This is a genomic window from Pseudarthrobacter sp. MM222, from assembly GCF_947090775.1.
Lineage (GTDB): Bacteria > Actinomycetota > Actinomycetes > Actinomycetales > Micrococcaceae > Arthrobacter.
Map to the genome: position 1 here is coordinate 3936963 of NZ_OX352321.1, position 13950 is coordinate 3950912.

The following is a 13950-nucleotide window of genomic DNA, read 5'->3' on the forward strand; positions in this document are numbered from 1 at the left end:
GTGCATGGCAGCCCCGTTTTCCATCTTCCGAAGGATCCCCATGAGCCAGAATGTCACCGTAAAGCTTCAGCCCGGCACGCCCGCACCGGACTTCACCCTGCCGGACGCTGATGGGCGGAAGGTGTCCCTCGCCGATTACCGCGGCAAGAACGTCATCGTGTACTTCTATCCGCAGGCCGCGACGCCCGGCTGCACCACCGAGGCCTGCGATTTCCGCGACAGCCTCTCCTCCCTGCAAGGCTCCGGCTACGAGGTCCTGGGGATCTCGCCCGACGCCCCCGGAGCCCTCGCAGAGTTCACCGGCGACTTCGCCCTGACCTTCCCGCTCCTGGCCGACGAGGACCATGCCGTGGCCCTCGCCTATGGGGCCTGGGGCGAGAAGCTGGTCAACGGCGAGGTCACCGAGGGCATCGTCCGCTCCACGGTAGTCCTCGACCCCGAAGGCAAAGTGAAATTGACGCAGTACCAGGTCAAGGCCCAGGGCCATGTCGCGGCGCTCAAGGAAGAACTCGGCGTCTAGCCAGCCGTGCCGGGGTTCCGATAGCGGACGCTGTTGTTGCGGCCCAGTTGTTTGGCTCGGTACAGGGCCTGGTCGGCGCAGTTGATCAGGCGGTTCGCATCGGCGTCGGCGAGTTCGCAGACCCCGGCCGACACCGTGAGGGTTCCCACTCCGTCGAACGGCACGGACTCTATAGCCAGGCGGGCCCGTTCGGCGGCCCGCCAGGCGTCCTCGCCGCCACTTCCGGGAAGCAGCCACAGGAATTCCTCGCCGCCGAGGCGGCCCAGGAGCTCCCCGCGTCGTGCCGTCCGCCCGAGCCTGCGGGTCACCTCAACGAGCACTTCGTCGCCCACCTGGTGGCCGAATGAGTCGTTGACCCTCTTGAAGTGGTCGATATCCAGGACGACGACGCTCAGCCGGGAACCGTGGACGTCAGCAGCCGCCAGTTCACGCGACAGTCCGGCTTCGAAGGCGCGGCGGTTCAGGAGCCCGGTCAAGGGGTCCGTACTCGCGCTGTGCTCCAACGCCGACCATGCCTCGGTGTTGCCGATGGCAATTTCGACGAGCTCCGCGAACTCCGTCAACCGGTCCAGCATGGCCTGCGAGAAGCCGCCGGCTGACCGGGACGCCAGCACGATACTTCCCCACAGCTCGCCGTGGACCCGGATGGGCGCACCCAGTCCGGAGCGGAAGCCGCCGGCGAGTAGCTGAGCTCCGACCTCTCCCTCGTCCTCATAGGTGACGATAGCTGGCTTCCCGGTAAACGCGACCATGGCCGACGCCGACGAATCTCCGGGCGCAAAGGTCTGCATACGGCTGATCTCCGGCGGCAGGACCGGCGCCATGGCGACGATTTCACCCTGCAGCCCCTCAGAAAACCGCACGACAGCCGCCGAATCCACGGAGAACAGATCCTTCAGGACCGAGGCCACCCGCTCGGCGATATCCAACGGGGCAGCACTACGCGCCACCGCCGTCGCTATCTCGTGCAGCGCCGCCCAGGTATGTTCCCGCTGCTGCCTTTCCGTGATATCGACGGCGACGACGATGCCGGCGGAGATCCCGTCCTGCGAATGCACGGGACGGGCCCTAAGGCTGAAGATCTGCGGTCCGATGATGCGTGTCCAGCCCACCTCCTGCCCGGACAATGCGGCCTTGTAATACGGCTCCAGCTCCTGGGCAAGTGCAGGCGGCAGCACCTCATGGATCGTTCTGCCTTCCAGATCCGCGGAGGTGTACCCGAAGGCAGCGAGTTCCTGGCCTTCGGCAATGATGTACCGCAGATCGGAGTCGAAAAGCAGCACAAAGACGCTCGGAACGCTGCGGGCCAGGGCACGGTACAGCTCCGCGTCATCGCGTTGGCGGCGCTCCGCCAGGACCCGCTCCGTGATGTCAGTGATGAGGACAAAGAAACCCTGGACCCCGCCGTCCCGCATATCCGGAACGTAGGAAATCTGCACCTGGCGTCGCTGCCCCGCAACGTTGACGAGCGTCCGACCGTACAGTTGCGGTTCACCTTCCAGCACGGCGGCTATGTGCGGGAGGTTTTCCTCGTAGAGGGCGGCTCCCAGGACCTCGCGCATATGCCGCCCGCGGATCTGGTCCGGCGTCCGCCCGGTCCACGTGGCTACGGCATCGTTGACGTGCCGGTTCCGTTGGTCCCGGTCCCAGTAAGCCGCCGTGGCAGGAATGGCGTTCAGGATCGTCCTGAACTGGCGGTCCTCAGCGGGGCCGGCACCAGCGTCCGGTTGAGGGTCGACGGCGGCGGTGTGCTCGGCGGTCGGACCTGCGGGCATGTTCAAATCCAATCCGTGCTGTAGCCTCCGGGGCTCGTTCCGGCCCTGGTGGAGCCCCCGATGTGCGTTGTGGCCTTTGGGATGGGAGATCCCCGCCGGACCAGTCTGGGACAAGCATGGCACGCCGCTAACAGGGACTGGAAAACTGCGATCAGTCCGCGGACGCGTGGATTTGCGCGTCCCAATGGCTCGCCCGTGGCCGCAGGGCTCGGTAGGCTCGGTCCAACAGCGCCGGAAAACCGGCCGGACCAAAGGCGGCTAGCTCGTGGCAAACGGAACCAAAGAGGACCCCTGGGTACTGAAGACAGCCCCTGGAACGTCTGAGTACTCGATGTACCGCGACGAGGCGTCAGATCCTCCCGCGCTGGTCTGCCAGGTGGGCTCCACCACCCTGAAGTACCAGCTCCGGGCCCTGGAGGATCTCCACCTGTGGCTGATGGAAAAGGTGGACTGGGTGCCGCTGGGCGCCGCCGACGAGAACAAGCCCGCCGCCGACGGCAGCGTCGAGGCCTGGGGCCGCGACCCCGAGAACCCTGTGGGCGGCTGGTATGGCCTGCGGAAGGGCTACCGCGGCCGCTTCGGCATGTACTTGCCACCACTCCTGGAGGCGCTGGGGCTCGTGGAACTCACGCACGACAAGCGCAACAACAGTGTCCGGGCCATCATCGCGGACGCATCCGGGCCGGGCACCCCGGCCTGAGGACACGGTCCCCGGCCCGGCTACGTCCGGGTCCCAGTCACGACCGTGGCCGTGGACCGCAGCCGGATGGCGCCGTCGTGCTCATAGCGGCCGAGCATCTGGAACACGTCCGCACGGATCAGCTCCTGTGACGCCTTGTCGGCCTTGGCCAGCCGCATGGACACCGTGGTGGCGATGTCTGTCATGAATTCCCAGTAGCTCCCGGGGGTTTCGTGCACCAGTTCGGTGCTGACCTTCCGCTCCCGGACATCGATCAGGCCGGCGTCCTTGAACCGCCGGGTCATGGAGCCCGCTGCGGCGCAACGGAACAGCCCCGGCGTGTTGGCTGGCGGAAGGGGCAGCTCCGTGTGCCGGGCGATCGTTCCCAGGATGAGACTCGCCCACGGGTTTTCCGCCGCGCGGCCCCAGACGGCGGCGCTGACTCGTGCCCCGGGCTTGGCCGTGCGCACCATCTCGCGCACTGCCGCCGAGATCTCCGGGAAGAACATGAAGCCGAACCGGCAGAACACCGCATCGAACGTGCCGTCGTCGAACGGCAAAGCGGACGCGTCGCAGACAACGCAGCGCACATTGTCCAGGCCGCGGGCCAGCGCTTTCTCCTGCGCCACCCGCAGCATGCCCTCGGAAATGTCCGTCAGGACCACGCTGCCGCGCGGCACCCGAGCGGCAGCGGATAGCCCCGGCTCTCCCGAGCCGGCCGCCACGTCGAGCACCGCCGCGTCCGGCCGCAGCTCGGCTTCCTGGAGCAGGGCGTCCCCGAACGGCGCATGCCAGCCGAGCAGTTCGGCGTCCCATTTCCTCCACCCGGCCGAGAACTCATCCCAGATGATTCGTTGCTGGTCCCGGATCTCGTCGGCGGAGGCTGACATGGCGATTCCTAAGCTTGTCCGTACCTGACGGTCCCCCATCCCCTAGTTTGCGCCCGTCAGGAGGGCTGATCAATGAGTTCGCCCCACGGCACGAAGCAAGGAGTCTGGGCAGTAGGCTTAATGCCATGTCTTCCCCCGAAACACCGGCGCCCGAGCGGCGCGAAGTCACCGTCCGGCGGGCACCGAAATACGTGCCGTTCCTGGTCCTGGGCGGGCTGCTGGGCTTCGCACTCGCGGCCTTCCTCGCCTACGGTGCCCCCGGAAACGAGAGCTACGACCCCGGCACCGTTTTCGGCTTCTTCCTGGTTCCCTGCGCCGCCGGCGGCGCCATCCTGGGCGCCGTCGTCGCGCTTCTGCTGGACCGCCTCAGCCTCCGCCGCGCACAGCACGCCGTCGTCGAGGCCGTCCCGGACAGCGTCCCCGACGCGGGGCCGGAAAACGACGGCCGGCTCGACGGCGGTACGGGCAGCCAGCCCCGGCCCTGAGCCCGCACAGGTCATAAAGCGGGGGCCGGAAAAGTCTTAGCGCACAACGTGAGATAATCGACCAGTGGCACGCGGCGATGGAAAACTTTCTCATGACCTTCTTTCTGGCGAAAAAGGCCCCCAGGACGCTTGCGGCGTCTTCGGGGTCTGGGCTCCCGGCGAAGAGGTAGCAAAACTCACCTATTACGGGCTGTATGCACTACAGCACCGCGGTCAGGAGTCCGCTGGCATAGCGACCAGCGACGGCAAGCGGATCAACGTCTACAAGGACATGGGCCTCGTATCCCAGGTCTTCGACGAGACCACGCTGAACACCCTGACCGGGCACCTGGCCGTCGGCCACTGCCGCTACTCCACCACCGGCGCGAGCCACTGGGCCAACGCCCAGCCCACCCTGGGCGCGACGGCGACAGGCACCGTGGCCCTGGCCCACAACGGCAACCTGACCAACACCGCCGAACTCAAGGCCATGATCGAGGCCCGCAACGGCGCCCAGCTCAGCGGCGAAATGAAGCAGGGCAACACCTCGGACACCGCCCTGGTTACGGCGCTGTTGGAGGGCGAGGAAGGCAAGTCGCTCGAGCAGACTGCCATGGAGCTCCTGCCCAAGATCAAGGGCGGCTTCTGCTTTGTCTTCATGGACGAAGGCACGCTTTACGCCGCCCGCGACACCTACGGGATCCGCCCGCTCTGCCTCGGCCGGCTGGAACGCGGCTGGGTGGTTGCCTCCGAGCAGTCCGCCCTCGCCACCGTCGGCGCTAGCTTCATCCGGGAGATCGAACCGGGCGAATTCATCGCCATCGACGAGGACGGCGTCCGGTCCCAGCGCTTCGCCGAGGCGACGCCGGCCGGCTGCGTATTCGAATACGTCTACCTCGCCCGCCCGGACGCCTCCATTGCAGGCCGCTCGGTATACGAATCCCGCGTGGAGATGGGCCGCCAGCTGGCCCGGGAAAACACCCAGGAAGCGGACATCGTCATTCCGGTGCCGGAATCCGGTACGCCTGCGGCCGTGGGCTACGCCGAGGAATCCGGCATCCCGTTCGCGCACGGCTTCGTCAAGAACTCCTATGTGGGCCGCACGTTCATCCAGCCCTCGCAGACCCTGCGCCAGCTCGGCATCCGGCTCAAGCTCAACGCCCTCGAGTCCGTGATCCGCGGCAAGCGCGTCGTGGTGGTGGACGACTCGATCGTCCGCGGCAACACCCAGCGCGCCATCGTGCGGATGCTCCGGGAAGCGGGCGCCGCGAGCGTCCACATCAAGATTTCCTCCCCGCCGGTAAAGTGGCCCTGCTTCTACGGCATCGACTTCGCGTCCCGGGCGGAGCTGATCGCCAACGGCGCCACCATCGAGGAGATCACCCAGGCCATCGGCGCCGATTCGCTCGCCTACATCTCCGAAGACGGGATGATCGAAGCCACCCGGCAGCCGCGCGAACGGCTCTGCACTGCCTGCTTCACCGGCAAGTACCCCATTGAGCTGCCGGGGGCCGACAAGCTGGGCAAGAACCTGCTGGAACGCACCGACCTCGGCGGACTCCCCGCCGCCGTCGCCGCTCCCCTGGGCACACCCGTTGCGGCTGTCCCGGTCTCTGCCGCCTCCGCCATTTCGCCCCAGGACGATCCGGCCGAGAAGGCCGGCGCCACCGGTTGTGATCCGGGGCCCGACGCCGAGTTTGAAGAACTGCTCACCGATGCCGATCGCGTCTCCGCCGCCGATCGTTCCATTGCTGCCGACAAGAAAGAGCCCGTATGACTTCCGCCTCCCCGGCCGCTGACATGAACGCCGCCCAGAACGCCGCCGGCATCACCTATGCCTCCGCAGGCGTCGACGTCGAAGCGGGCGACCGCGCTGTCGAACTCATGAAGGGCGCCGTCAAGGCGACCCACAACGCCTCGGTGATCGGCGGCGTCGGCGGCTTCGCCGGACTTTACGACGTCTCGAAGCTGCTCACCTACAAGCGCCCGCTGCTGGCCACCTCCACCGACGGCGTCGGCACCAAGGTGGCCATCGCGCAGGCCATGGACATCCACGACACCATCGGCTTCGACCTGGTGGGCATGGTGGTGGACGACATCGTGGTGGTGGGTGCCGAGCCGCTCTACATGACCGACTACATCGCTTGCGGCAAGGTGGTGCCGGAGCGCATCGCGGACATCGTCCGCGGCATCGCGGCCGCCTGCTCGATCGCCGGAACCGCCCTGGTGGGCGGCGAAACCGCGGAGCACCCGGGCCTGCTGGGCGAGCATGAGTACGACGTCGCCGGTGCCGCCACCGGTGTAGTCGAGGCCGCCGACCTGCTGGGCCCGGACCGCGTCCGCGCGGGCGACGTGGTGATCGGCATGGCCTCCTCCGGCCTGCACTCCAACGGCTACTCCCTGGTCCGCCGCGTCATCAACCACGCCGGCTGGGCCCTGGACCGCCAGGTCTCCGAACTCGGCCGCACCCTGGGCGAAGAGCTCCTCGAGCCTACCCGCGTCTACGCCGCCGACTGCCTGGACCTGGCCCGCACCTTCCCGGTGAACTCGGCCCACGGCGTGCACGGCTTCAGCCACGTCACCGGCGGCGGCCTCGCAGCCAACCTGGCCCGGGTCCTCCCGCAGGGCCTGATCGCGACCGTGGACCGCGCCACCTGGGAACTGCCGGCCATCTTCAAGCTAGTCGCCGAACTCGGCAACGTCCCGCTGGCGGACCTGGAACGCACGCTGAACCTCGGTGTGGGCATGGTGGCGATCGTGTCCCCCGAGATCGCTGACGCCGCGGTGAACCGCCTCAACGACCGCGGCCTGCCGGCCTGGATCATGGGCACCGTGGAGCAGAACTCCGACTCGATCCTCAAGACCGGACCGGACTACGTCCAAGGCGCCAAGGGCGTCGACGGCGGCGCCGTCCGCCTGGTCAACGCCTACGCCTAAGGGTTCCTAACCCCAATCGAGTGCTCCGCAACTGCCGTTTTGAGACCTGATAACGGCAGTTGCGGAGCACTCGATGTGTCTAGGCGGCTTTCCTAGACCTCGAGCAGGCTGAACACGGCGCCCTGCGGGTCTTCCAGGGTGGCGATGGTGCCGGCTTCCTCGGCCTCGTCCGGCTCAATCAGCACGACGCCGCCCGCGGCCATCGCAGCCGCCACCGCGTCCGCGACGCTGGCCACGCCGAAGTACACCTGCCAGCCGGGCGCAAGGGCGCCCTCAGCCTCCGACGGCACCGTCGCGATGCCAGCGACCTCGGTGCCGTCCACCATCAGCGTGGTGTAGGTGCCGCCGTCGTCCTGCGGGTATTCGGTGACCTCATGGCCGAACAGCTGCTGGAAGAACCCGACGGCGGCCTGCGGCTCCGGAGTGAGCAGTTCCGCCCAGGCCAAGGCGCCGGCTTCCTCGGTGCGGGCGGTGCCGAAGTGCGTCCCGGCCTGCCATGCGCCGGTGGTGCCGCCGCCGGGCGGGGCAAAGAAGACCATCACGCCCGTGTCGCCCACGGGCTCCGGACCGAATTCGACGGTGCCGTTGGAATGGGCCAGGCTGTCGACAAGTTCGCGCGCATTGTTGGCGGCGAAGTACACGTTCCATTGGCCGGGGGCTCCGGCGGCTTCCTGCTGCGGGTTCTGCGGGGCGATGACGCTCACCAGCGCGTCGCCGAGGAATGCTTGCGCGTAGCTCCGCCCGTCGGGCGTCGGCAGGTCCTCATACCGCCAGCCGAAGACCTCCGCGTAGAAGGCCTTCGCGGCCGCCACGTCCTTGGTCTGCAGATCCGTCCAGCAGACCTCGCCTTCAGAGAATCCTGTGCGCTTGGTCATGGTGTTCCTTCCGCGAAAACCTGCTGGAATGCCGGGCTGCCGGCAGAACCGACCCTAGCGCGGCGCCGGGCACGTGGACAACACAGTAGGCACGGAACCCTAAACGGCGGGGGCGGGTGTGGGGCCGCATCGGGCGGCGGCGGGCGGGTGTGGGATCGCGGCGTTCACTGAGTTGGGGGCGTCCGGGTCCGGACAGAAAAAAGGCCCCCGGGCCACACCCAGTAGGGCGCGACCCGCGGGCCTGAAATAATGTGGTCGGCAATCCGCGGACGGAAGAGCATGCCGGAAAGAAGTGTCGACTAACCTATCCGACGGGAATCTACCTCGTCGTCGTCCTCTTCCACATCGTCCGCGTACTTATCCACATAAGCCGAATAATCCGGCTCAATCGGCTCACTCGAGAAACGACTCGGTGCACGACCCTCAGAGCTCTTGAGCTCACGCTGAAGCGCTGAGTAGTCAGTGTTCGGGGAATAGTACTTAATATCCCGAGCCTGCTTGGTAGCTTTTGCCTTTTGACGGCCGCGCCCCATGGCGTGACCCCCTTTTGTACTCGGACCGGAGGTGGTCACCATTGGCGTTAGTGAGGCCCCGGAATGTTTGGTCAATTTGTCGTACACCTAGATTACATGCTTTCGGCCCCAACTGCTCGCCAGCGCCACTGCCGTGGACAGCGCGGCGCCGGCGACAACCGCCGCCAGCGAGCGGAGGCACCGCGCCGGGCCCGCTTCTTAGATAGAGTTTCGGAGTGGACTTCCAGAAAACAACCACATCGCCGGGCGTTCCGCCGCGGCAAAGACGCACGAAAGTGGTGAATTCTCAGTGACCGAAGAGAACGCAAGGCACGGCGACGCCGGCACGCCTGAGGTTCCCCTTGCCGGTAATCCCGGCGAGCGGTCCACGCCTGCGGCTCCGCCCCCGCCGCCCCGTTCCGGCTCCGCCGATGACCCGGCCCCCTCTGCGGCTCCCGCCGGGTCCGGGAAAGCGACTGGGGCCATCCCACCCAAGCCGTCGGCGCCGCCCACCTCCGCAACGCCGATCGTCCCGCCTGCGGCGACCGGCGGGAACGCGGGCGTGTCGGGTGCGTCGGGTGCGATTCCGGCCGCTGGGGCGGCAGCCGAGCCCCCGCTGGCGGACGCCCCGGAGCCCGCAACCGCGACGGGTCCCGAAACACCCGCTGAGGCGAAGGCCGGGAGCAGCGCCATCTCCAGCGCCGGGATGGCCGGGATGGCCGGTGCAGCGAAGCTGGTTTCCGCAAATACTGCCCGGCTGGGCCGATGGGTCCGGCGCCAGAGCCTGCCGCGGATCGGCGCTGCGGCGGTGGCGCTCGTCGTCGTCGGCCTTCTGGTCTGGCTTCTTGCCTCAACGCTGGGCGGCCCCAAGCCGTCCGAGGCGGCAAGCTCCCCGGCTGCGGCCGCGGCGTCGTCCGCCCCCGCCAACCGCGGGCCGCTCCCGCTGGAAAGCGTGAGCCCGCTGGACTTCCAACTCGGCGACTGCTTCAAGGACTTCGACCCCGACGCGCCGCAATCCACGGTGGTAGCCTGCGACACCGGCCATTCCGCACAGCTCATCGCAATCGAGCAGTACCCCGCGCCGGACGCCTACCCCGGCCGGGACGAGCTGAAACAGCGGGCCCGTGCCGTCTGCAAGGCCTCTCCCCTGGCGGACAAGTCCAACGACTACGACCTGAGCTACAAGCTCGCCTACCCAAGCTCCTCCAGCTGGGAAAAGGGCGACCGCCGGGTGGACTGCTATGTCACCGCGAACACCGGCAACGTGATCAAGGAGTCCCTGCTGCGGTAGTCGCGACGTCGCTAAACGGTGGAACACAAAGGAGGCCGCCCGGGTTCGTCACCCGGGCGGCCTCCTTTGTGTTTATCCGGCTAGCCCTTGCGGCGCACGGACAGCCCTCCACCAGTGGCGGCACGGCCGTCGGGCCGGTCCGAGGATTCCGCGCCGCCCATGGTGAGCTCCATCAGGTCCGGGGCGGTGTCCACCACCACGGTGTCCCCGTCCGTGATCTCGGCAGCGAGGATGGCCTTCGCCAGCCGGTCGCCGATCTCGCGCTGGACCAGGCGGCGCAACGGCCGGGCCCCGTACGCCGGGTCGAACCCCGTCACGGCCAACCAGGCACGGGCACCCTCGGTGACTTCCAGGGTCAGCCGGCGGCCCTTTAGGCGTTCGCCGAGTTCCTGTACCTGCAGCTCCACGATCCGGGACAGCTCTTCGACGGTCAACGGATCGAACAGCACCACCTCGTCCAGCCGGTTCAGGAACTCGGGCTTGAACGAAGCATTGACGGTAGCCATCACGGCCTCCCGCTTCGCTGCCGGATCCAGGTTAGGGTCCACCAGGAACTGGCTGCCCAGGTTGGAGGTCAAAACCAGGATCACGTTGCGGAAGTCCACGGTGCGTCCCTGGCCATCGGTCAGCCGGCCGTCGTCGAGCACCTGAAGCAGGATGTCGAAGACCTCCGGGTGGGCCTTCTCGACCTCATCGAGCAGCAGCACCGAGTACGGCCGCCGGCGGACCGCCTCGGTGAGCTGGCCGCCCTCCTCGTAGCCAACATAGCCTGGAGGAGCACCGACCAGCCGTGCCACGGAGTGCTTCTCGGAGTACTCGGACATGTCGATCCGCACCATGGCGCGTTCGTCGTCGAACAGGAAGTCCGCGAGGGCCTTGGCCAGTTCGGTCTTGCCGACGCCGGTCGGGCCCAAAAACAGGAAGGAACCGGTGGGACGGTTGGGGTCGCTGATGCCCGCGCGGGCGCGGCGCACGGCGTCGGACACGGCGGCGACGGCCTTCTGCTGGCCGATCAGGCGATGGCCCAGCACACTCTCCATCTCCAGCAGCTTCTGGCTTTCGCCCTGCAACATGCGCCCGGCGGGGATGCCGGTCCAGGCCGAGATCACCTCTGCAATATCATCCGCAGTGACCTGCTCGGCGACCATTTGCGTCGACTTGTCCGTGTTGGCTTCTTCCGCCGCGGCAGCCGCGTTCAATTCGCGCTCCAATGCCGGAATCTCGCCGTAGAGGATCCGCGACGCCGTTTCCAGGTCGCCTTCGCGCGCGGCCTTGTCGTAGGCGGAGCGGAGCTCGTCAAGCTTCGCCTTCAGGTCACCCACCCGGTTCAGGCCTGCCTTCTCGGCGTCCCAGCGGGCGTTGAGCGCGGACAGCTCCTCATTCTTGTCAGCCTTGTCCGCACGGATCGCGGCCAGGCGTTCCACCGAGGCGGGATCCGTCTCGTTCTCGAGCGCCAGCTCCTCCATGGTGAGCCGGTCCACCTGGCGGCGCAGCTGGTCAATCTCCTCGGGCGCGGAATCGATTTCCATCCGGAGGCGCGAGGCAGCCTCGTCCACGAGGTCGATCGCCTTGTCCGGCAGCTGCCGGCCCGAGATGTAGCGGTTGGACAGCGTCGCGGCGGCCACCAGCGCGGAGTCCGAGATGGTCACCTTGTGGTGGGCCTCGTAGCGTTCCTTCAGCCCACGGAGGATGCCAATGGTGTCCTCCACGCTCGGCTCTCCGACGTACACCTGCTGGAAGCGGCGCTCCAGGGCCGGGTCCTTTTCGATGTTCTCGCGGTATTCGTCGAGTGTGGTCGCCCCGATCAGGCGGAGTTCGCCGCGGGCCAGCATCGGCTTGAGCATGTTCCCGGCATCCATCGAGCTGTCACCGGTGGCGCCGGCACCCACCACCGTATGCAGCTCATCGATGAAGGTGACGATCTGGCCTTCGGAGTTCTTGATTTCCTCCAGCACGGCCTTGAGGCGTTCCTCGAATTCACCGCGGTACTTGGCTCCGGCCACCATCGAGGCAAGGTCCAGGGCGATCAGCGTCTTCCCGCGCAGGCTCTCCGGCACGTCGCCGGCCACGATCCGCTGAGCCAGGCCCTCGACGACGGCGGTCTTGCCGACGCCGGGCTCGCCGATGATGACGGGGTTGTTCTTGGTGCGCCGGCTAAGCACCTGGATGATGCGGCGGATCTCGGAGTCACGGCCGATCACCGGGTCCAGCTTCCCGGAGCGGGCAACGGCCGTGAGGTCGGTACCGAACTTCTCCAATGCCTGGAAGGTGTTTTCCGGGTCGGCGTTATCCACCTTGCGGTCTCCACGAACCCCGGGCAGGGCGGCGAGCAGCGCCTCGTGGGAGGCACCGGCGTCACGCAGCAGCTTGCCGACTGCGTCGCTCCCGGCAGCGAGCCCCAACAGCAGGTGTTCGGTGGAGACGAAGGTGTCTCCGAGCCGCTCGGCCTCATTCTGGGCGTTCTTAATGGCCTGCATGGCGGTCCGGGACAGCTGGGCCTGCTGCACGGAACTGCCGGACGAGGATGGAAGTGCCTTGATAGCGGTGCTGGCCTGGACACTGACCGTATCCGGGTCCGTCCCGGTGGCCCGGAGCAGCGCGACGGCGACACCTTCCCGCTGGTCCATGAGCGCCTTCAGTAAGTGGGCAGGCTCGAGCTGCGGGTTCCCTGCCGTCGAGGCGTTCATCGCGGCGGCCGAAAGAGCCTCCTGGCTCTTGGTGGTGAATTTGGCGTCCAAAGAGAGCTCCTTCCGGAATGGTGCTGGTGTCAAAGTTGAGTCTACCCCGCTCAACTCCGCCCGGGACACCCCTGGCTCCATGTTTGCCCACGGCGAAACGGCTGTCCAGAGCGGGCGGTGCCAGGTGGCCAGCGCTGGCTCAACTGGACATGCTCCGCGCCGGGTCTCAGCAATGGACATGCTCCCCGGACTCGGGCTCCAGCACTGGACATGCCCCCCGGACTCGGGCTCCAGCACTGGACATGCTCCCCGCACCGCCCGAGCAATGAGCATCAACCCCACATGTCCATTGGCCAGGGCGCGGACTGGACATGTCCGGCGGAATCCAAGTCCGCCGATGGGCATGCTCCCTCCCCGCTCCAACCCTCTGGTGATCTTGCTCCCTGCACTGGATCGCAAAACTTGACATGCTCCCTGAACCTGGATCGCACCACTGGACATGCTCCCCGCACCGCCCGAGCAATGAGCATCAAGGCAATATGTCCAATGTTCAAGGCGGGGACTGGGCATGTCCGGCGGGATGGCATGTCCCTGCGGGACGGAAGGGTCGCGGTGGGAGGGCGTGGTCCGCGGGCCGCCGCCGCCGCGTGAAGGGGCCGCAGCCGGAGGGAAGGGTGCGCGGCGCCGGAAAGAAGCGATCCGGTGGTCGGCTCCCCCAAGGAACCGACCGCCGGATCGAAGAACTGCTACCCGGAAATTCTGTCATACGTTTGACAGATTTGTCACGAAGGACGCGGACGGCGGTCAGGTGTCGTCGGTAGTCTGGAGTTTATGGATGAGATTTCAGCACACCAGCACACGCGCAGCGTTTTTTGGACAAGGAACACCCCGCGGCCTGGCGGGCCCTGAACGGGCTGGGCCTGAAAGCCAAGGAAGCCGCCGAGGAGGCGGGCCTGGACCAGACCCTCATTGAACTGCTGAACGTCCGCATTTCCCAGATCAACGGCTGCGCCTACTGCCTGGATCTTCACGTCATCGATGCGGTGAAGAATGGCGAATCCGCCCAGCGCCTCGCGGTCCTCTCCGCCTGGCGGGACACGGAGCTCTTCAGCGAAAAGGAATGCGCCGCGCTGACCCTGGCCGAGGCAGTCACCAACATCTCGGATGCCCACGCACGTGAGCGCGAAGGGTCCGCTGCCCGGAAACACCTCAGCGCCCAGGAATTCTCGGCCGTGAGCTGGCTGGCCATCGCGATGAACGCGTTCAACCGGGTCTCGATCGTAAGCCAACATCCGGTCCGGCCTGCCCGCGACTAGGCACCACATTGGC

Annotated in this window: 12 protein-coding genes; 7 read left to right on the top strand and 5 right to left on the bottom strand. The window is 67.2% G+C overall.

The genetic code is table 11. The annotated features are described in order from the left end of the window. Positions 1-40 precede the first annotated feature (40 nt). Positions 41-520, top strand: coding sequence for a thioredoxin-dependent thiol peroxidase (gene bcp / locus OM977_RS18040; protein WP_264355252.1), 480 nt, complete (start codon positions 41-43; stop codon positions 518-520). Here bcp and OM977_RS18045 read toward each other — a convergent pair. Beyond that, entirely contained in the window at positions 517-2295 is a 1779-nt protein-coding gene (locus tag OM977_RS18045; RefSeq protein WP_264355253.1) for a sensor domain-containing diguanylate cyclase, read from the bottom strand. The genes bcp and OM977_RS18045 overlap by 4 nt on opposite strands. A 265-nt stretch (positions 2296-2560) precedes the next feature. Here OM977_RS18045 and OM977_RS18050 point away from each other — a divergent pair, with 265 nt between their 5' ends. Beyond that, on the top strand, positions 2561-2995 hold the full coding sequence (locus OM977_RS18050) for a DUF6855 family protein (RefSeq protein WP_264355254.1): 435 nt from the start codon (positions 2561-2563) through the stop codon (positions 2993-2995). A 20-nt stretch (positions 2996-3015) separates the two neighbouring features. Here the strand turns inward: OM977_RS18050 and OM977_RS18055 are convergent, their stop codons facing one another. Next, on the bottom strand, positions 3016-3864 hold the full coding sequence (locus tag OM977_RS18055; RefSeq protein WP_264355255.1) for a class I SAM-dependent methyltransferase: 849 nt from the start codon (positions 3862-3864) through the stop codon (positions 3016-3018). 125 nt (positions 3865-3989) lie between these two features. On the opposite strand from OM977_RS18055, the gene OM977_RS18060 reads away from it, so the two are divergent. From OM977_RS18060 to purM, 3 genes are all read left to right on the top strand, one after another. After that, positions 3990-4349: a hypothetical protein gene (locus OM977_RS18060; RefSeq protein ID WP_264355256.1), complete on the top strand. Its 360-nt coding sequence runs from the start codon at positions 3990-3992 to the stop codon at positions 4347-4349. Between the two features lie 64 nt (positions 4350-4413). Beyond that, complete coding sequence (purF, locus tag OM977_RS18065) at positions 4414-6105, top strand: amidophosphoribosyltransferase (protein ID WP_264355257.1); 1692 nt, start codon at positions 4414-4416, stop codon at positions 6103-6105. Beyond that, complete coding sequence (gene purM / locus OM977_RS18070; RefSeq protein ID WP_264355258.1) at positions 6102-7265, top strand: phosphoribosylformylglycinamidine cyclo-ligase; 1164 nt, start codon at positions 6102-6104, stop codon at positions 7263-7265. Before purF ends, purM begins: the two co-directional genes overlap by 4 nt. 92 nt (positions 7266-7357) lie before the next feature. On the opposite strand, the gene OM977_RS18075 is transcribed toward purM, so the two are convergent. Both OM977_RS18075 and OM977_RS18080 read right to left on the bottom strand, forming a co-directional pair. Beyond that, on the bottom strand, positions 7358-8140 hold the full coding sequence (locus OM977_RS18075) for a VOC family protein (protein ID WP_264355259.1): 783 nt from the start codon (positions 8138-8140) through the stop codon (positions 7358-7360). A gap of 299 nt (positions 8141-8439) precedes the next feature. After that, on the bottom strand, positions 8440-8673 hold the full coding sequence (locus tag OM977_RS18080) for a DUF3073 domain-containing protein (RefSeq protein WP_264357468.1): 234 nt from the start codon (positions 8671-8673) through the stop codon (positions 8440-8442). 289 nt (positions 8674-8962) lie between these two features. On the opposite strand from OM977_RS18080, the gene OM977_RS18085 reads away from it, so the two are divergent. Beyond that, complete coding sequence (locus OM977_RS18085; RefSeq protein WP_264355260.1) at positions 8963-9943, top strand: septum formation family protein; 981 nt, start codon at positions 8963-8965, stop codon at positions 9941-9943. Positions 9944-10023: 80 nt separating this feature from the next. Here the strand turns inward: OM977_RS18085 and clpB are convergent, their stop codons facing one another. Further along, a complete protein-coding gene (clpB, locus tag OM977_RS18090) occupies positions 10024-12681 on the bottom strand; it encodes an ATP-dependent chaperone ClpB (RefSeq protein WP_264355261.1) in 2658 nt (885 codons plus the stop codon). Positions 12682-13493: 812 nt separating this feature from the next. On the opposite strand from clpB, the gene OM977_RS18095 reads away from it, so the two are divergent. Continuing rightward, positions 13494-13937, top strand: coding sequence for a carboxymuconolactone decarboxylase family protein (locus tag OM977_RS18095; protein ID WP_264355262.1), 444 nt, complete (start codon positions 13494-13496; stop codon positions 13935-13937). The last annotated feature ends 13 nt before the right edge of the window (positions 13938-13950 follow it).